This is a genomic window from Caproiciproducens lactatisolvens, from assembly GCF_052443335.1.
GTDB lineage: Bacteria > Bacillota > Clostridia > Oscillospirales > Acutalibacteraceae > Caproiciproducens.
Map to the genome: position 1 here is coordinate 1,377,299 of NZ_CP195750.1, position 19,234 is coordinate 1,396,532.

At 51.4% G+C, this 19,234-nt stretch carries 18 protein-coding genes; 11 read left to right on the plus strand and 7 right to left on the minus strand.

What is annotated here, in order from left to right; translation table 11 throughout:
- Positions 1-27: 27 nt before the first annotated feature.
- The 4 genes from ACRQV7_RS06755 to ACRQV7_RS06770 form a co-directional block, all read right to left on the minus strand.
- A complete protein-coding gene (locus tag ACRQV7_RS06755; protein WP_444659926.1) occupies positions 28-684 on the minus strand; it encodes a PilZ domain-containing protein in 657 nt (218 codons plus the stop codon).
- A 34-nt stretch (positions 685-718) separates the two neighbouring features.
- Positions 719-1,222: a chemotaxis protein CheW gene (locus ACRQV7_RS06760; RefSeq protein ID WP_444659927.1), complete on the minus strand. Its 504-nt coding sequence runs from the start codon at positions 1,220-1,222 to the stop codon at positions 719-721.
- A gap of 142 nt (positions 1,223-1,364) precedes the next feature.
- Positions 1,365-1,721 carry an EscU/YscU/HrcU family type III secretion system export apparatus switch protein gene (locus ACRQV7_RS06765; protein ID WP_444659928.1) on the minus strand — a complete coding sequence of 119 codons (357 nt, stop codon included), beginning with the start codon at positions 1,719-1,721 and terminating at the stop codon, positions 1,365-1,367.
- Positions 1,708-3,132, minus strand: a complete 1,425-nt coding sequence (locus ACRQV7_RS06770; protein WP_444659929.1) for a hypothetical protein — start codon at positions 3,130-3,132, stop codon at positions 1,708-1,710. Before ACRQV7_RS06770 ends, ACRQV7_RS06765 begins: the two co-directional genes overlap by 14 nt.
- A gap of 90 nt (positions 3,133-3,222) precedes the next feature.
- Between ACRQV7_RS06770 and ACRQV7_RS06775 the strand changes: the two genes are divergently transcribed.
- The 4 genes from ACRQV7_RS06775 (at position 3,223) to ACRQV7_RS06790 (ending at position 9,446) form a co-directional block, all read left to right on the plus strand.
- Complete coding sequence (locus ACRQV7_RS06775; RefSeq protein ID WP_444659930.1) at positions 3,223-5,298, plus strand: chemotaxis protein CheW; 2,076 nt, start codon at positions 3,223-3,225, stop codon at positions 5,296-5,298.
- A 37-nt stretch (positions 5,299-5,335) separates the two neighbouring features.
- On the plus strand, positions 5,336-6,160 hold the full coding sequence (locus ACRQV7_RS06780) for a CheR family methyltransferase (RefSeq protein ID WP_275714244.1): 825 nt from the start codon (positions 5,336-5,338) through the stop codon (positions 6,158-6,160).
- The gene (locus tag ACRQV7_RS06785) at positions 6,151-7,185 is read left to right on the plus strand and encodes a protein-glutamate methylesterase/protein-glutamine glutaminase (protein ID WP_444659931.1); all 1,035 of its coding nucleotides are present in this window, start codon (positions 6,151-6,153) and stop codon (positions 7,183-7,185) included. Before ACRQV7_RS06780 ends, ACRQV7_RS06785 begins: the two co-directional genes overlap by 10 nt.
- Before the next feature lie 176 nt (positions 7,186-7,361).
- Entirely contained in the window at positions 7,362-9,446 is a 2,085-nt protein-coding gene (locus ACRQV7_RS06790; RefSeq protein WP_444659932.1) for a methyl-accepting chemotaxis protein, read from the plus strand.
- Positions 9,447-9,508: 62 nt separating this feature from the next.
- On the opposite strand, the gene ACRQV7_RS06795 is transcribed toward ACRQV7_RS06790, so the two are convergent.
- The 3 genes from ACRQV7_RS06795 to ACRQV7_RS06805 are packed head-to-tail and all read right to left on the minus strand — an operon-like array spanning position 9,509 to position 12,281.
- Positions 9,509-11,020, minus strand: a complete 1,512-nt coding sequence (locus ACRQV7_RS06795; RefSeq protein WP_444659933.1) for a YifB family Mg chelatase-like AAA ATPase — start codon at positions 11,018-11,020, stop codon at positions 9,509-9,511.
- A gap of 53 nt (positions 11,021-11,073) precedes the next feature.
- Positions 11,074-11,916 carry an IS3 family transposase gene (locus ACRQV7_RS06800; protein WP_444658431.1) on the minus strand — a complete coding sequence of 281 codons (843 nt, stop codon included), beginning with the start codon at positions 11,914-11,916 and terminating at the stop codon, positions 11,074-11,076.
- Positions 11,913-12,281, minus strand: a complete 369-nt coding sequence (locus ACRQV7_RS06805) for a helix-turn-helix domain-containing protein (protein WP_444657875.1) — start codon at positions 12,279-12,281, stop codon at positions 11,913-11,915. The genes ACRQV7_RS06800 and ACRQV7_RS06805 overlap by 4 nt, the downstream gene beginning before the upstream one ends.
- Positions 12,282-12,700: 419 nt before the next feature.
- On the opposite strand from ACRQV7_RS06805, the gene dinB reads away from it, so the two are divergent.
- From dinB to ACRQV7_RS06840, 7 genes are all read left to right on the plus strand, one after another.
- Positions 12,701-13,918 (plus strand): DNA polymerase IV, encoded by a 1,218-nt coding sequence (gene dinB, locus ACRQV7_RS06810; protein ID WP_444659934.1) that lies wholly within the window; start codon positions 12,701-12,703, stop codon positions 13,916-13,918.
- 482 nt (positions 13,919-14,400) lie between these two features.
- A complete protein-coding gene (locus ACRQV7_RS06815) occupies positions 14,401-15,000 on the plus strand; it encodes a sigma-70 family RNA polymerase sigma factor (RefSeq protein WP_275714254.1) in 600 nt (199 codons plus the stop codon).
- A gap of 109 nt (positions 15,001-15,109) precedes the next feature.
- The gene (locus ACRQV7_RS06820; protein WP_038323857.1) at positions 15,110-15,385 is read left to right on the plus strand and encodes a zinc-ribbon domain containing protein; all 276 of its coding nucleotides are present in this window, start codon (positions 15,110-15,112) and stop codon (positions 15,383-15,385) included.
- A 153-nt stretch (positions 15,386-15,538) separates the two neighbouring features.
- A complete protein-coding gene (locus ACRQV7_RS06825) occupies positions 15,539-15,742 on the plus strand; it encodes a DUF1858 domain-containing protein (protein WP_275714258.1) in 204 nt (67 codons plus the stop codon).
- A 187-nt stretch (positions 15,743-15,929) separates the two neighbouring features.
- Positions 15,930-16,628 (plus strand): class I SAM-dependent methyltransferase, encoded by a 699-nt coding sequence (locus ACRQV7_RS06830; RefSeq protein WP_444659935.1) that lies wholly within the window; start codon positions 15,930-15,932, stop codon positions 16,626-16,628.
- Position 16,629: 1 nt separating this feature from the next.
- Entirely contained in the window at positions 16,630-17,400 is a 771-nt protein-coding gene (locus tag ACRQV7_RS06835; RefSeq protein ID WP_444659936.1) for a Nif3-like dinuclear metal center hexameric protein, read from the plus strand.
- A 24-nt stretch (positions 17,401-17,424) separates the two neighbouring features.
- Positions 17,425-19,185, plus strand: a complete 1,761-nt coding sequence (locus tag ACRQV7_RS06840; RefSeq protein WP_444659937.1) for an Rqc2 family fibronectin-binding protein — start codon at positions 17,425-17,427, stop codon at positions 19,183-19,185.
- The last annotated feature ends 49 nt before the right edge of the window (positions 19,186-19,234 follow it).

The following is a 19,234-nucleotide window of genomic DNA, read 5'->3' on the forward strand; positions in this document are numbered from 1 at the left end:
CTATCATCAATATAAAATATGTATATCTTATTTCGACTCGTCTTTTTCTTCGCGTGAGTTTTGGATTTGTTCCCTCTGCGTTTCAAAAATAAATTTGCACAAAAGGTCAAATTGGCGGGTTGAGTTATCCAGAAAAGAACAGCCGTACCCGTTCAGTGCATAATCCACGGAACTGGTCCGCTGAACCTGACAGCAAAAGGTGACCTCCATATCATACAGATCCAGCGTCATGATAAAGGACTGGCCAATATCGAGATATTCCCTCGTTTTGATAAATACGCCGCTCAGGCTCAGATCCGTCACGGTTACGCCGAACAGCTTCGTTTCCTCCTCTTCGGGAGAGGAATCCTTCTGAAGCAGGAAAGCCCGCGTCGGGATGTTGACTTTCAGGCGGAAAAAGCTTCTCCGCTCAAATTCGGCAAGGCTTTGCAGATCCGTAATCGTCATCATTTCCGGGGTAGAAAGAAAAACCTTCCCAATCAGTACTTTGAAACCCAGAGATTCATTGTATATATTGATTTTCACAGGCATATTGCAATGCAGGGTCGGCAGGATGTCAAAACTGTTCTGAATTTTAACGGAGTCCTTACGGATTTCGCTGAGGATTCCGGTAGTGAGCAGTTCGTTGGTAAGAGTCTTGATTTCGCAGGGCGAGTGCTGATATTGTTCAGAAAGCGGATACATGGGAAGAACCTCCAAACAAACGTATTCGGCAAAATTACTTAACAGGGAGTTGGACTTCCTCACCGTCTGAAAGGATTTTTTCAATATCCAGAAGCATTACCGCATTTTCGTTCAGGGTGGCAATTCCCTTTACATAATGGTTTGCCGTGTCCCTTGCGAATCTGGGGGTCTCGCTGATCTGGTTTTTGGAAACGTTTGTGACGTCGTTTACACTGTCGACGATGAATCCGACGCTCAGATCGCCGGTCTCAGCCACGATGACGCTGGTGTGGTCGTCATACTCCTTTGGAGCCTTGTTGAACTTCAGCCTGATATCCACCAGCGGAACAATTTTTCCCCTCAGATTAATCACGCCGATGATAAAAGGCGGCAAATTAGGGATGAAGGTGACGGGCTGCATCCGGATGATCTCGACCACCTGGCTGCTCGGAATTGCGAACAGCTGCCCGTCAATAAAGAAGGTAAGATATTTTTCCGTCGTCATATTCTCATTGGCCGAGGTCGTAATTTTGTTTTTTACCGCTGTTGTTTCTGCCATACTGTTTTCCCTTTTCTACCGCTGCCGTTTCGGTAAGAGTTTTTGTGCCGCCAATCCCGGCATTATTTTGGCGGCGCGCAATCATCAGGTCATATAAAAAATCCTATAGATATATATCGGCTTAATTTCAAAATAATTAGTATTACAGCTCGGAAAATATCTGTTTTTCCGCGCTTTTTTCCGGAGCGGGTACGGGGTCCTTCTGCGAAGGGGCCGTTCCTTTTCCCGCAGCCTCGAAGGAGTAGTTTAAAAAATATACGTAAATGTCCACAATGGCCTGATAGAGTTGGGGGGGGATTTCCGTTCCCGCTTCCAGCTGGGAAAGGAGGGAAGCGAGGGAGTCGTCGTGATAAACCGGCACGCCGTTCTCCTGCGCAATGTCTATGATTTTCTGCGCCGCGTAGCCGGAACCGGAAGCGACGACAACCGGTGCGCTGTGCGGGGAATCCTGAGCATACCGCAGGGCGGCGGCGTGATTCGTCCGGTCATACTGTGACATCGATGACATTCTTCCTTTCGTAGATTCTTTTTAAAACCCGCTTTTCTATACTTGGGCTGCCTTCCTGCAGAAACTCAACGCTCTGCGCGGACAGGCCGTTTTTGGCAAATATTTCGGAAATCCGGCTTCCGATTTCCCGGCTGTTTTTCATTAAAGCGGGCGGGCAGCGCATCTGGATGTCGGCTTTCCCATGGGAAAGGGCAATGGAAGCTTCAAAATTTCCCAGAGCCTTGATGTCGAACGACAGATAGAGCCGGACCGGCTTCGGTTCCCCGCGGCTTCTTTTTGAAAATTTTTCGCTGTCGTCGTCTTTTTCGATCCAGATTTCTGAAAACAGGAACTGACCGTTGTAATTCAGCGGCAGCAGAAGATGGGTGAAGGGCATATAAACGCTGTTGTCCAGCAGCAGGGAAAGGACCGTATCCTTGTAAACCGACTGGCTTGCGCCGGAAGGGCTTTGGCGCAGGTTTTCGGAAAGGACCTTCATCAGGGAATCGTACAGCTGGTTTTCCGGCTTCTGGGCGGCGTTGGTGACGCTCTTTAGAAACATGGCCCGGATTTGGCTCATTTTGTCCTCGGGCAGGTTGAGCTCGTATTTGCAGTAGTCGAGCAGTGCCGTAAGCTTCTCCACGACTTCCTGATGGGAGCTGATGTTCAGGCGGGCGGTATGATGGACCAGAAGGGTAATGGTGTCCCTTGCCGCGCCGAAGTCGTTGGTGGAAGCGACATACTTGCTCAAAAGGGGAAGAACTTTCTCCTTCAGCAGGTTGAGGTTCCTATCCAGGCTGTTGACAGGCTGCTCGGTCATCATCTGATCCGCCAGCTCCCGCAGCTGTTTGCCGTAGGCGCCGGGAATCTGACGGGCGAGGATGTCAAGGTTCTGGGCGATCGCCGATGTGGTTTCCGAGATTGAAAAATACCCGTCGAACGCCTTCAGAAAATCGGCCAGAGGCTTTTCCAGGCCGCTTTCCGGATATTCGTTCATCAGGTTTCGGAGAACGTCGAACACGGGCCCGGAAAATTTCGTGTGATTGCTTCCCTGAAACATGAGGTTTTTCAACATGTCGTCCGGCTGCATTTTCATTGCGGCGGAGAGCTGTTTCATCAGCAGGGAGACCGGCCTGTTGTCATGGACGTTTTCCGAGCGGCTGAAAGTTTCAAATACGATTTTCTGCAAAGTCTGTGAAAGCGCGGGCGTTTCGCCCAGCTGCTGCAGAAATTTACTGAAAACGGAATTCCGGTTCAGCAGCAGATCAAAGTTGCTGTTCTGGTTGCCCTGCTTGTCGGTATTTGGCTGAAGCACCTTCGTAGGGTCGATGGGCACCATGGATTCCGGCTGTTTTGTCGATGAAATTTTAGGAAGGCTTTCATTTGTGGTAACGGGTGCGGTAATTCTCAGGTTATCGGGCATAAAATCACCTCGAAAATATAAATTGACGTTAATTTTATAAAATTTGTTACGATATATATATTACAAAGTATTATTAGGCGGTGAAAATTAATGGACAACAATATGGAATCCATGCTGGAAGTATATTTATTTGAAGCAAACGACCTGCTTGAGCACCTTGATGAAATCCTGATTAACTGTGAGAAGGCGAATGCTTTCGATACCGACAGCATCAACGAGATTTTCAGGATCATGCATACGATTAAAGGCTCTTCCGCAATGATGCAGTTCAACAGTCTGATGACGATTTCGCACAAGGCGGAAGACTTATTTTACTATGTACGTGAGAACGGCATCGACGAAAAGTACAACGCGGAGCTTTTCGAGCTGATGTTCCGTTCCAGCGACTTTATCAAGGACGAAATATCCAAGGTGGAAAACAATGAGCCGCTCACAACAGATATCGGCACTTTTGAGCAGGAAATTAACGATTTCCTTAAAAAGATTTCTCAAAAAGAACCCGGACACGCCGAAACTCAGTCTCAGATTCCGGTTCCCGAACAGCCTGCGGTTCCGTCCAAAGCCATTCCTGTGAAAGAAGCTTCCAAACAGATTCAGGCGTCTGCCGCTCCCGCTCAGGCAGATCCGGATTATCCCTATTCTGTCAGGGTGTTTTTCGATGAAGAAACAGAAATGGAGAACCTTCGCGCCGTCATTCTGGTAAATGCAATCAGGGATATTTATCAGGATATCCGGTATTTTCCGCAGGATATCGAAACGAATCCCGCCAGCGCCGAAGAAATCATCAGGAACGGCTTCCTGATTTCTTTTAAAGAGCAGCAGGGCCTGGCGAGCGTGCTGAAAATTATTGAGAATTTTGTCTATACCAAAAATTATACCGTTTTGGACAAACCGGGGAATGCGTCAAGAGCAGAATCTGCGGAAAAAACGGCTTCGGGGAACAGCGCGGCCGGTCAGGAAACCCAGGGAACCAATCATGGCTCCGTTAAGCAGAATCTGATCAACGTCAATCTTTCCAGGCTGGACAACCTGATGGATTTGATGGGGGAAATCGTGATTACCGAGTCCATGGTGACAACGACTCCTTCCGCCCAGAGCGGCGCGGGAGTGGACAATAACTTTAACAAGGCGTCCCGCCAGCTGCGCAAGCTGACGGACGAGCTGCAGGAAGTTGTAATGTCCATCCGGATGGTTCCGATTTCCGGCGTATTCCAGAAAATGAACCGTATCGTGCGCGATATGAGCAAAAAGCTGGACAAGGATGTCCAGCTGGTCATGGTCGGCGAGGACACCGAGGTGGACAAAACCATCATTGACAATATCGGCGATCCGATCATGCATCTGGTCCGCAACGCCATGGACCACGGGATTGAGACAAAGGAAGAGCGCGCGCAGACGAATAAATCCCCCAGAGGCACCATTACGCTCTCCGCTCAGAACACGGGCGGTGAAATTCTGATTTCGGTGCAGGACGACGGCAAGGGCATCGACAAAAAATCCGTCCTGGAGAAAGCAAAAAGACAGGGACTCCTGAAAAAGCCGGAAAAAGAGTATTCCACCCGCGAAATCTATAACTTTCTGCTCATGCCCGGATTTTCCACCAATGACGTCGTGACGGAATATTCCGGCAGGGGGGTTGGAATGGATGTTGTAAAAAAGAATGTGGAGAAGGTTGGCGGAGACGTTTCCCTGATCAGCGAGGTCGGGAAGGGAACCAAAATTCTCTTTAAAATCCCGCTTACGCTGGCCATTGTGAACGGCATGAAAATCTCCGTCGGTGAGACGGTGTTTACGATTCCGATCAACAATATCCGCCAGTCGTTCAAGGTGGATCAGTCCAGCCTCCACTATGACACCGACATGAACGAGATCATCATGGTCCGCAACCAGTATTATCCGGTCCTCAGGCTGTACAAGATTTTCGGGATCGAAACCGAAATTACCGACATCGGCAGCGGCATCGTCATTCTTGTGGAGACGCACGAGAAGGCGTACTGCATTTTTGCGGATGCTCTTTTGGGGGAACAGCAGGTGGTCGTCAAATCCCTGCCGATTTACCTCAACCAGTACAATGTGAAAGAAACCGGCATCACTGGATGCGCCATTCTCGGCGACGGCAGCATCAGCCTGATTCTGGATATCCTCAATCTTTACAACAATCACTGATGTTTCAGGGGAGATATGAAATTCGCGGAGGAAAACGATGATACGTTTGACCGATAAAGAGTTCAACGATATCGTAGCTTACATAAAAGGCAATTACGGGATTAACCTTACCAACAAGAGACAGCTGATAGAATCGCGAATGCAATCCGTTTTGCTCGGAAAGGGAATTGACAATTTTTCGGACTATTTTGATTTGATAAAGCAGAATAAATCCGACGAAATCACCGCAATGCTGAATAAGCTTACGACGAACCATACTTATTTTTACAGAGAACCCGCACATTTCAATTTTTTAAAGAATACCATCCTGCCGATGCAGGAAAAGATGAACGCCCGCAGGGACATCCGCATTTGGAGCGCCGGGTGCTCGTCGGGGGAGGAAGCGTATACCGCCATCATGACGATGATGGATTATTTTGGGCTGAAAAGGGCCGGCTGGGATTTCCGGATCCTCGCGACGGATATTTCCCTGAAAGCTATGGAAGCGGCGAAACACGGACTGTACGGAACGGAATCCCTGAAGGATATTCCAAAGGCTTGGGAACAAAGGTATTTTATCAAACAGGGCGAAAATCTTTTTGAATTAAAGGAAGAAGTCAGAAATCAGGTCTTTTTTAAACGGCTGAATCTTATGGAACCGTTTTCGTTCCAGCAGCCGTTTGATTTGATTTTCTGCAGAAATGTCATGATCTATTTTGACCAGCCGACCAAAAATGCGCTGATCAACAAGTTTTACGACGTGCTGAAGCCGGGCGGCTATCTTTTTATCGGACATTCCGAAACAGTGCAGAGAGATACCTCGAAATTTTTATATGTTGAACCGTCAGTCTATCAGAAAGGATCAGTATCAATATGCCGATGAATCGAAGAATCCGGGTCCTCATTGTAGACGATTCTCTCTTTTTCAGAACAGCGCTGCAGAAAGCGCTGCTGAGCGACGCGAATATTGAAATCATCGGGAGCGCATCCAATGTGGCCGAAGCGGAGAAAAAAATCATGGACCTGTCTCCGGACGTCGTGACCATGGATGTGGAAATGCCGGATATGAAGGGGACGGATTTCCTGAAAAAGCTGATTCCCGTCCATCCGGTTCCGGTGGTTCTGGTCAGCTCGCTCGATATTGGAATCTTTGAGGCTTTAAGCGCGGGAGCGGTTGATTTTGTGCTGAAGCCGAACCTGCGCGACAGCAACGACTTTTCCATTTTTTGTCAGGAGCTGTGCGTCAAGATCAAGATCGCTTCTTCCGCAAAGGTAAAGCACACGCCCTCCCTTGCCTCGATCGCTTCCCTCCCGCTTGTTCTGTCAGGCAAGGACCCGACGGAGCATATTATCGCTATCGGAGCGTCTACGGGCGGCACAGAGGCTACCGCCGAAATTCTGCAGCAGCTTCCCGGCGATATACCGGGGATTCTGGTGGTGCAGCATATGCCCGCGGGTTTTACCAAGATGTATGCGGACCGGCTGAACAAAATCTGCAAATTTACGGTCAAAGAGGCGAGTGACGGGGACCGGGTCGTGCAGGGGCAGGCACTGATTGCCGCCGGGGACAAGCATATGACCCTGGAGAAGGATTTCAAGGGCTACTATGTGAAGTGCGCCGCGGGGGAAAAGGTCAGCGGCCATTGCCCGTCGGTGGATGTCTTGTTCCGCTCGGTGGCCAGAACGGCCGGTAAGGACGCCATGGGCATTATCCTGACCGGTATGGGCAAGGACGGAGCGAATGGGCTTTTGGAAATGCGGCAGAAGGGCTCCTATACCATCGGACAGGACAAACAGTCCTCCGTAGTCTATGGAATGCCGATGGTGGCATTTGAGATCGGCGCGGTTGAAAAACAGGCTCCCTGTTCCTCCATTGCCAGACTGGTCATCCAAAAATTAAATAAATAATATTTATGGTGAAAATATTTGTCTAAATTGATTAAATTTTACGAAATATTGTCGATATAGAATAGGGAAAAGCATTCTTTGGTTGTGGTTGTGTGTGAGAATGCGTTACTTTTCGTGCTTGAGCTGTAGCGAAAAGCACTCCAGAAAAAGCACTTCAGAAGGGTACGTGGTATTAAGTGAAAAAAGAAAGAAAAAAGAAGATCAAGGTAAAAAAGAAGACCAGCCTGAAAAAAACTCTTCTTCTCGGAATGGTGGGCCTGGCGGTTGCAATCAGCGTCGTTTGCGGCGTGACAAACGCTTTTTTGCTTTACTCCAATTCCAGCAGCAATATGGTTTCCCTGATCAACACAAATTCGGTTGCTTATAATTATGCCGTGCAGCAGGCGATCGATATGTATAAGCTGAGGGCGGAATCCATCGCCACCAATGAACAGATCACCGACGAAACGCTGCCCGTTTCCTCCAGAAAAGCAGTGCTGCAGACGCTTTGCCAGCGGTATAGTTTCATGGAAGTCGGTCTTGCGGATTCCAACGGAAGAACGCTGGACGGCACCGACATCAGTGACAGCAACTATTTTCAGACAGCACAGACAATAGGGACCACCTATGTTTCCAGCCCCGTGGTCAGAAAAACCGATTCCAATGTTGTGCTTTACGTTGCGGCCAAGGTGAACAACGGAAGCAACCATGGCGGCGTCGTCTACGCGGCTTTGGCCAGCGATACTTTCAGCCAGATGATCGACAATATTGCCGTCGGCAAATCCGGGTACGGGTTTATCGTTGACAAATCGGGTACGATCATCGCCCATAAGGACAGAAAAAATGTCCTTGAATTCGTTAATTATATCAATAAGGCGAAAGAAGACAGTTCCTACGCGGGTGCCGCGTCAATCGTCAAAAATATGACTTCAGGAAAAACGGGAAGCGCGACCATTACGTTAAACGGCACCAAGCAGCTGGTAGGATATGCTCCGATCAGCGGTACGGACGGCTGGTCCATGGCGGTCAGCGCGAATGTCAATGAGATGATGAGCGGATGCTATACCGCGGTCGCCATCACCGTCGGTTTAATGCTTCTTTTCATTCTTTTGTCCGTCGTGGTTGCCTTCAGAATCGCCGGGCCGATCGCCAAGCCGGTCGAAGGCCTTGTACAGCGTATTGAGAAACTGTCGGAAGGCGATCTCCACTCCGAAGTACCTGTGATCAAAAGCAGGAATGAAATTGGCGTTCTTGCGGAGACCTTCTCCAATACAATCGATACACTGACCAGCTACATAGGAGAGATTGCCGTGGTTCTGGACAGCCTTTCCATGGGTGACTGTACGATTGAAGTAACAGAGGATTATAAGGGTGATTTTGTATCGATCAAAACGTCCCTGAACACCATTATCGACAATCTGAACAATATCTTCTCGAGTATCAACGGATCGGCGGATCAGGTGGCGAACGGTGCAGGCCAGGTTTCCTCCGCCTCGCAGGCGCTTTCACAGGGCGCTACGGAGCAGGCGAGCTCCATTGAGCAGCTTTCGGCCTCCATTACGGAAATTGCGGACGAAGTCAATAAGAATGCCAGCAATTCCCGTTTGGCGAGTCAGCTGTCGTTGGAAGCGTCCAGCGAAGTTGAGGTCGGAAACGAGCACATGCAGCAGATGGTGGAAGCCATGGCGCAGATCAGCGAAACTTCACAGGAGATCGGCAAAATTATAAAGACGATTGAGGACATTGCCTTCCAGACCAATATTCTCGCGCTCAACGCCGCGGTGGAAGCGGCACGTGCCGGCGCGGCGGGGAAAGGCTTTGCCGTTGTCGCGGATGAGGTCCGTAATCTTGCGAGCAAGAGTGCGGAAGCCGCAAAAAATACTACGGACCTGATTGAAAGCTCGATCAGGGCGGTGGAAAACGGCACAAAGATCGCGGATGAGACCGCGAAGTCTCTCAATAAAATTATAGACAGCACCAGAAAGACTACGGGTCTGATCGGGGAGATTTCAAAGTCCTCGGACGGTCAGGCTTCTTCCATCAATCAGGTCACGATGGGTGTCGATCAGATTTCCGCCGTGGTGCAGACCAACTCCGCAACGGCGGAGGAAAGCGCGGCGACCAGCGAGGAACTGAGCGCACAGGCGCAGCAGCTCAAGGAATCCCTTGCGTTCCTGAAGCTGAAGGATTCCGCCGGAAGCGTCCCGGACGGAGCGGGAGGCACGGCTTCCTCTCTTGACGCCGGTTCCGTTTCCGAAAGCGGTCAGAGCAGCAAATATTAAATTCCGATATCATAAAATCCCTGCGGCCGGTTCCAGTTCGGCCGCAGGGATTTTTCATGGGATCAGAGCTCTTTTGTCCAGTATTTTCGGTCAAGGCTGCGGTACTGCACCGCTTCGGCGACATGCCGCGGTTCGATTTCTTCGCTTTGATCCAGGTCCGCAATCGTGCGGGAAACCTTCAGAATCCGGTCATAGGCCCTTGCCGAAAGCCCGAGCTTTTCAAACGCTTTTTTCAGCAGCTCCCGTCCCGGCTCGCTCAGCCGGCATACCTCCTGGAGCATATCTGGCGTGATTCTCGCGTTGCAGGTAACGGCCGTGCCTTTGAAACGCTCATTTTGCAGCTTTCTGGCGCTGTTTACTCGTTCTTTAATAACCGCGGAGCTTTCGGCCTTTTCCCGGGAACTGATTTCGTCGAACTCTACCGGCGGGACCTCTATGTGCAGGTCCAGCCTGTCCAGCAGCGGACCGGAAACCCTGGAAAGATAGCGGGAGACCGCGCCGGAGGAACAGGTGCACGGCTTGGTCGGGTGCCCGAAGTAACCGCAGGGGCACGGGTTCATCGCCGCCACCAGCATCACGGCGCTGGGATAGGAGATGGTACCGTTGACGCGGGAAATCGTCACTTTGCCGTCCTCGATCGGCTGTCGCAGGACTTCCATTGCTCCGCGGGAAAATTCGGGCAGCTCGTCCAGAAACAGCACCCCGTTGTGCGCCAGGGAAATTTCTCCGGGGTGCGGAACGTTTCCGCCGCCGGACAGGCCCGCGGGCGATACCGTGTGGTGGGGCGAACGGAACGGGCGGGAGGTGATCAGGGAAACTCCGTCCGGAAGGGTGCCCGCAATGGAGTGAATTTTGGTGGTTTCAATGGTTTCTGCAAACGTCATGTCGGGAAGAATGGATGGAATCCGTTTCGCGAGCATGCTTTTTCCGGAGCCGGGAGGGCCGATCAGGAGAACGTTATGCCCGCCCGCCGCGGCAATTTCCAGCGCGCGCTTCGCCTCGTTCTGCCCCCGCACCTCCGAAAAGTCCGGTAAAGGAGGATGATTTTGCCGCGATGCCGGTACTTCCGAGGCGGGGAGAATTTCTTCCCCTCCGGCGAAATGCCTCATCAGCGTCGGCAGGTCCCTGACGGGGTAAACGGAAATCCCCTCCACGACCACGCCTTCGGCGGAATTCGCTTCCGGTACGTAGAGCTTTTGAAAGCCCGCCTCCTTTGCCTTGATCGCCATGGGAAGCACGCCTTTTACGGGGCGTACCTCTCCCGTAAGCGACAGCTCTCCGATAAACACGCTGTCCTCCACCCCGGCGTCAAGCTGGCCGCTTGCTTTCATCAGCGCGACAAAGAGGGGCAGGTCGTAAATCGGTCCCTCCTTGCGCTTGTCGGCCGGACCAAGATTCACCGTTATTTTATGTACGGGAAATTGAAACCCGCAGTTTTTCATCGCGGAGCGCACTCTGTCCCGGGATTCTCTCACTGCCGCGTCCGGCAGTCCGACCACGTCAAAACCGGGCAGACCGACGCTGATGTCGGCTTCAACAGCCACGGTAAAGGAGTCCAGACCATACAGCCCCATGCTGTAGGAACGTGATACTGAATTGACCCCAAAAAGTTAGACAAATATTTTAATTAGGCAGCCGAGAGGGCTTGTTGTCTGTGAAGAGCAGGCGGCAGGCCCCTTAGCTTTGCCTTGGAGCGGCGGTAGTTATAATAGTCAATATAATCGACGAGTTCAGTTTTAAAATGCTCCATGGACTCAAAAGTCTGTAAATATAGCAGTTCGCTCTTGAGCAGACCGAAAAAGTTCTCAATCACGGCATTGTCCAGGCAGTTGCCTTTTCGGCTCATACTCTGCCGGACGCCTTTCTTTTTGAGCATACGTTGGTATTGCTTGTGCTGGTATTGCCAGCCCTGGTCGGAATGCAGGATCAGGTTTGTCCCGTCTGGAATTCTTGCAAAAGCCTTGTCCAGCATTTCTGTCACCATGGAGAGCGCTGGTTTGTCCGAGATTGAGTAACCTACAACATCACGGCTACACAGGTCAAGAATTGGTGACAAATAGAGCTTCTGCCCAAACAGACTAAATTCTGTGACATCGGTCACCCACTTCTGGTTTGGCTTTTCCGCCTCGAAGTTTCGTTCCAGCAGATTTGACGCAACCTTGCCAACCGCGCCCTTGTAAGAGTGGTACTTCTTCATCCGTACACGGCAGACAAGGCCAAGCTGCTTCATCAGCCGCTGCACCGTCTTGTGGTTTAGTGGGAAACCGCGGCGGCGCAGCTCTGCGGTAATACGCCGGTAGCCATAGCGCCCTTTGTTCTCGTGGTAAATTGCGGCAATGCCCTCTTTGGCGTTGCCGTATTTATCTGCCTTTGCCAGCCGTTTCTCATGGTAGTAGTAAGTCGAGCGCGCAAGCTGAGCCACTTCCAACAGAATTTCCAATGAATAACTTTGCCTCAGTCCTCGAATCACCAGCGTTTTTTGCGCGCTTTTCGCTCGTCTTCCAAAACCAAGGCTTGCAAGTTTTTTAGGTACGCCACCTCTGCACGCAGTCGCTGATTCTCTGCGATCAGATCTTCTTCCATCTGCTTGTCCAGTTTTGGTGGTCGGCCTTTCTGGGTTCCGCTGGCGGCACTGGCTCGGCCTCGACGCTCGACATACAACCCTGCCGGTCCCTCTTCAAGATAAATTCGTTCCCATTTCTTGATTCGTTCTGCTCCGCCAATTTCAAATATGCGCATTGCTTCACGATAGCTTAATCCGTCCTTTCGGACTGTTTCTACTACCAGCTGCTTAAATTTACCAGTATACTTCTTGAGTGGTATTCCTTTGGGCATAAAAACTGCACCCCTTCCGTTAGTTTCAGTATATCATACTGTCTAACTTTTGGGGTGCAGTTCATACCATCCCCATTCCTCCCTTTATTTTTCTAAAATGATTATACTCCTGTCGAATTCTGTTGGCAATTCCTGACTTGGAATAAAATGGACGCTTTACAGAATCCGCTCCTCGGTATATAATAATATCAAACATTTGTTCTATTACCAATCGAAGAAGTCATGCAACCGCAAACTTGCGGGACGATTTTGCTTTCTGCGCTGGCCGCGCTTACCGTCTTGACATGATTTCTCGGTGCATGACAGGTTTTTCGATACTCTGTATTCTATTGATTCTACAATGAAAAATAAGCAGATTCCCCAGTACCCATTAAGATAGGGCGGGGGATACTGAAAAACGGTATGCGGAGGAATGTATCGTGGAGCGGGTTATCTTACACTGTGATCTGAATAATTTTTTCGCTTCCGTGGAATGCAGGGACCATCCCGAACTCTTTGGAAAATCCGTCGCGGTCTGCGGCAGCGTGGAGGACCGTCACGGGATTGTGCTGGCTAAAAACGAGCGGGCCAAAGGCTTCGGCGTGAAAACGGCGGAGCCCGTCTGGCAGGCGAAGCAAAAATGTCCGGACCTGCTGGTCGTTCCGCCTCATTTTGACCGGTATCTGTATTTCTCCGGTCTGGTAAAACAGATTTATCTCAGCTATACGAATCAGGTGGAGGCTTTCAGCATCGACGAATGCTGGCTGGATGTGACCGGAAGCACCCGCTTGTTCGGAAACGGGCCGGAGATAGCGGATCAGATACGGGACCGTACAAAATCGGAGCTGGGCCTGGGCGTTTCCATCGGGGTCAGCTTCAACAAAATCTTTGCGAAGCTCGGCAGCGATATGAAAAAACCGGACGCCACTACCGTGATTACCCGGGAAAATTTCAGGGAAAAGGTGTGGCCCCTTCCGACGGATTCCCTTCTGGGAGTGGGCAGGGTGACCGCCCGGCGCCTGAATTCGCTGGGAATCAAAACGATCGGCGACCTGGCGCGCACCGATTCCAAATACATCGTTTCTTCCTTCGGGAAAATGGGATACGACATGTGGAAAAACGCGAACGGGCTGGATGATTCCGGGGTATGCTCAAGCGAGGTTTCCTCCGCGCCGAAAAGCATTGGCAACAGCATCACCTGCGTTCATGATCTCTTCGACCTGGATGAGGTCTGGCCGGTGCTGCTGTATCTTGCCGAAAAAGTCTCTTTCCGCATGAGGGACGCCGGGGTGATCGCTTCGGGCCTTCAGCTTTCCATCAAGGATAACCGCCTGCGTGTTTCGCAGCATCAGATGCAGCTGGAGGTTCCCACCCGGCTGACGATGGATCTGGCGCGGGCGGCGAAAGAGCTGTTTCAGAAAGGCTACGGATGGTCTTGCCCTGTGCGGGCGCTGGGCATCAGCGGATTCGGCCTTTTGCCGGAGTCGGAAATGCAGCAGACATCCCTTTTTCACAGTGTCCTGTGCGATGAAAAAATGGAACAGCTGGAAAGCCGTATGGAGCATGTCAGAAACAAATACGGAAAAGCCTCCGTCAGGCGCGCCGTGCTGATGGAAAAGCTTCCGCTTCCCACGGGAGCGGAGAAAAGCGCTGATTAAGATTTTTCTGGATGTTTTACGATCCTTATGATATAATGAAAATGTTCCTTTATCAGGCCTTGTTTGTAAATAAAAAATCGATGGATTTTCGGATGCAAAGCGTCTTACCCGCCTATGTCACCCACGGCTATGGCCTATTCAATACGGTTTTCTGCACACTTCGCTTTGAGGCCCTCTGAGGGAACCTCCGGGCCAAACGTGTTTGCAGGCGCAGCTGCCGTATGCCGGGTGCTTTTGATGCGGTCGGGCGTGATTTTAGCCGATCAGGATTTTTGCTTTACAAACAGGGCTTGATCTGTGTAAATGAAAAATATTGCGGAGGTCAAATCAGACATTGTCCGACAAAATTGGTATTTTTATAAAATTTAACTAAATAAAACAAATATTTAGCTTCAAAAGCAAAATATTTGTTGACTTAATAGACACAATGAGGTATGATAGATGCAGAATTCAAGTTTAATGTGAGCCATGAGGTGTTGGGCTTGGTTGATAACAACCATTTTAATAAAATGGCAGATTATACCGACAGTCAGCTTGCCTGCCTTGTGAACAGCGGAAATTCGGATGCTTTTGTGGAACTTACCGCGCGTTATATGTCGCTGATCAGAGTCAAGGCGGCGCCGTTTCGCTGTGCGATGCTGGAAGCCGACGATCTGTGCCAGGAAGGACTTTTGGGCCTTTTAAATGCGGCGCGTACTTATGACTCAGCCGGGAAGGCCGGTTTTAAAACATATGCCGGCGTTTGCATCAATAACCGGATTATTATGGCTTACCGCACGGCGGCCAGCCGCAAAAATCTTCCGCTGAATAATTTTGTTTCTCTCAGCGACGACGGTTCGCACATGGATATGACAGATTGCGCCTCGGATCCTGAAGCGGTGCTGATGGACAGCGAAAGCTACGCGGCCATGCAGCTGCGGATGAAACAGTTGCTTTCAAAGCTGGAACAGCAGGTGCTTACGCTTTATTTGGGCGGCTGCAGTTACCACGATATTTCGGTGAAACTCGGTGTTTCCTCAAAGGCAGTCGATAATGCTCTGCAGCGGGTTCGGCTGAAATTAAAACAGTTGCTCTTAGTTTAGTATATTCATTTCATATGCCCGGGTAGCTTAAGTAGAGCGTTGGTAATCAAAGGCGGCGGTGCAAATCCGTCTATGGGCAAATATCTTTATCCAAAGCGAGGTAAATTAAATGTACGAAGACAAGACTCTCATCTGCAAGGAATGTGGCGCTGAATTTGTATTCACCGCCGGTGAGCAGGAATTTTATGCTTCCAAAGGGTTCGTAAATGAGCCGCAAAGATGCAAAGCCTGCCGCGATGCTCGTAAAAATGCTGCCAAGCCAGAGCGTGAAATGTATACCGCTATCTGCGCAAGCTGCGGCAAGGAAGCAAAGGTCCCCTTTAAGCCGCGTGAAGACCGTCCTGTATATTGCAGCGAGTGCTTTGCAAAGATGAGGGAAGAATAAGCATATAGCCTGATATTTCTTATTCGTGACCAGGTACCCCGGATTGATTTCCGGGGTATTTTATTTTCGCCAAATCAGAAATGTATTGCAAAGCTTGGACACGGGTATTATAATATACATGAAATCTATTGAAAAGCTGGAGGATTCTAAACAATGGCTGCTATAACGAAAGATACCATTATTGGTGATATTCTTGATATTGACGAAACCACGGCGCCTTATTTCCTGGAAATGGGCATGCATTGTCTGGGCTGCCCCGCTTCCCGCGGAGAAACCCTTGAGCAGGCCTGCCTGGTTCACGGCGTGGATCCGGACGCAATGCTGAAAAAGCTGAACGATCACATCGCGTCTAAATAAAAGAATTTCTGAACACGGCCGCCCGGCAATCAAGTTGCCGGGCGGTTCTTAAGTATGGGGGACGGTGCGTGCTTTTTTGGGCTGCCGTTCCCCTGTCCCGGTTTCCTCTGATGCCGATAGGAAGCTGTGCGGGCATTTCTGTCCGTAGGGAAGCCGGCGAATATCACTTTATAAAGGGGTGTGCCGGATGGGACTTCATCCTTTATTCACTTTGGGCGGCAGGCTTCAGCTCTGCGCCTCCATGGTCCGGCCGGGTACGGCCCTGGCGGACATCGGCACCGACCACGCGTACCTGCCGATCTGGCTTGCGAAGCAGGGGCTTGTTTCCCGCGCCATTGCGGCGGATATCCGCCCGGGGCCGCTTCAGTCCGCACAGCAGAATATCCGCCGCTACCGTGTGGAGGAGCTTGTTTCCACACGTCTGTCCGACGGGCTGGAAGCGATTTTTTCCGTGGAGGCGGACGATATCGTCATCGCCGGAATGGGCGGCGAAATGATGATCCGGATTATTAAAAACGCGCCCTGGCTGCGGGACGGAGAAAAAAGGCTGATTTTGCAGCCGATGACGTCGATCCCCCAGCTGCGTGAATTTCTTGCGCAGCAGGGCTTTGCGGTTCTGCAGGAACAGGCGGCTGTGGAAGACGGCCATGCTTATTCGGCCATGCAGGTACAGTATGCTCCCGAAAAAACCGGCACGGACAGCCTGTACCCCTATATCGGGAAGCTGGACGCCGCGACGGAGGACAGCCGCGCGTACATGCGTAAGGTGATCGCCCAGCTTGAAAAAAAGGCCGGGGGACTGTCCGTTTCCGGCCGGCAGGAAGAAGCCGCCGCGCTGATCCGTACGGCGGAACAAATCAAAATAAAAATGCAAAAGGAGCGGTAATATGATTTCCGTTGGTGAGATTTACGATTACATTGACAGCTTTGCGCCGTTTCGGTCGGCAATGAGCTTTGACAATCCGGGTTTGCTGGTCGGAAACAGGGAAGCCGGGGTGTCTTCGGCGGTTTTGTCGCTGGACATTACGCCCGCAGTCGTTCAGGAGGCCCATGAACTCGGGGCGGAACTGATTGTCAGCCACCATCCGGTCATTTTTCATCCGCTGAAAAGCCTTTCCGCGGATTCCGCGCCTTATCTGCTGGCCCAATACGGCATCGCGGCAATCTGCGCCCACACCAACCTCGATATGGCGGCTGGCGGGGTGAACACCTGCCTGGCGGAGCGGCTGAGGCTCAGGAATGTGCGGACGCTCAGGAAATACGAGGATTCCGGCCTGCCCGAGGCACTGGAGGGGGAAACCGGCTGCGAATATACGCCGGAAGCCTTCGCGCGGTTTGTCAAGGAAGTGCTGGGCTGCGACGGGCTGCGCTTTACGGACGGAAAACGTACGATCACGCACGTGGGCCTTTGCAGCGGCGGCGGTGCGGATTTGGTCTATGACGCGGCACAGGCCGGCTGTCAGGCGTTCGTAACCGGGGAAAGCAAGCACAATATTTTGCTGGATGCCGAAAACATGGGAGTGACTCTGGTCGACGCCGGGCATTTCCATACGGAAAATCCCGTGATTTTACCGCTTGCGGTAAAGCTGAAAACAAAATTCCCCGACGTAGCCTTCTTTGAGTCAAAGCGGATGCACAGCCCCGCGAAATATCTGTAATGCACATACACGGGAGGAATATCAATGGCTCTTGACGGAGCATTTTTACATCATATCAAAAAAGAAATAGAGGAAAGCGCAATCGGCGCAAGGGTGGATAAGATCTACCAGCCGAACAGAGAGGAAATGGTTCTTTCCCTGCGCACGTACAGGGAAACCCTGAAGCTGCTGATGTCCGCAAGGGCCAACAGCGCCAGGATCCATTTTACGCGCTCTGTCCCGGAAAATCCGAAGGTCCCGCCGATGCTCTGCATGCTGCTGCGCAAAAGGCTGGCCGGGGCGCGCCTTGCCGCAGTGCGTCAGCCCGGGCTGGAGCGGATGCTCTGCCTGGATTTCGACGCGGTCAGCGAACTGGGCGACGAAATCCGCCTGACGCTGGTCATGGAGATCATGGGGCGCTACAGCAATATTATTTTCGTCGATGAAGCGGGAAAAATCATCGACGCCCTCAAACGGGTGGACGCGGAAATGTCTTCCGAGCGCCTGGTGCTGCCGGGGCTGACGTATCAGCTGCCGCCGCCGCAGGACAAGCTGTGCCTTTTAACGGACTCTGTTCCTGACATAATCGAAAGAATTCAGCGGGTCCCCTCGGACATGGAGCTTTCAAAAGCTATTTTAAATACGCTGCAGGGGGTTTCCCCGATCGTCTGCCGCGAGCTAGAACATCTGACCGGCCATGGGAGCGATATCAGCACGAAATCGATGTCTGCCCAGCAGTGGGAACGGCTTGCTTTCTTTTTGGGCAGAATGGCGGATACGGTCAAAAATGTGGGCGGAACGCCGCACATGGTGGTAAGCCCCGTCCAGAAGCCGATGGACTTCTCTTTTATGAATATTGAGCAGTACGGTCTGACCGCGGTTGTGAAACCGTACTGCGATTTTTCCACCCTTCTGGACGCGTTTTACGACGAGCGCGACCGGATTGACCGTATGCGGGTGCGTTCGCAGGATTTGCTGCGCGTTCTGACCACCACCTCCGACCGTCTCAGCCGGAAGATGAACCTGCAGCGGGCGGAGCTTGCGCACTGCGCGGAGCGAGACGACCTGAGGATCTGCGGCGACCTGATCAACGCCAATCTGTACAATATCCCGAAAGGCTCGGCGATGGTTGAACTGCAGAATTTTTATGAGGAGTCGATGCCTCTGGTCAAGGTCAAGCTGAATCCCGCACTTTCCGCTTCCCAGAACGCGCAGAAATATTATAAGGAATACCGCAAAGCGCGTACCGCCGAGGAGATGCTGACCGCTCAGCTTCAGCAGGCTCAGCAGGAACTCAGCTATATCGACACCGTGTTTGAGGAGCTCAGCCGGGCGGCGACGGAGCGCGACCTTTCCGAAATCCGCGCCGAGCTGATCGAACAGGGCTATATCCGCGCGCCGAAAGGCCGCCAGAAGCAGCCTGCGGCCATGGGACCCATCGAATTTGTTTCCTCGGACGGCTTTCCCATTCTGGTGGGGCGCAATAACCGTCAGAACGACCACCTGACGATGAAGCAGGCCAATAACAACGACCTCTGGCTCCATACGAAAAACATTCCCGGCTCCCACACCATCCTTTCGACGCAGGGGCGCGCTGTGACGGAAACCGCGATTTACGAAGCGGCCATGCTGGCGGCTTTCCACAGCAGGGGAAAGGACTCATCCAAGGTTCCCGTGGATTATACGGAGGTGCGCAATGTCAGCAAGCCTCAGGGCGCAAAACCCGGCATGGTTATTTATGTAAACTATAAAACCGTTTACGTTACCCCGGATGCTGCATTTACAGACAGCCGCAAAGCAAATTAAATTGGTAAAAACATGAGATTCATGTTATAATAACCAATAATCTATTTGG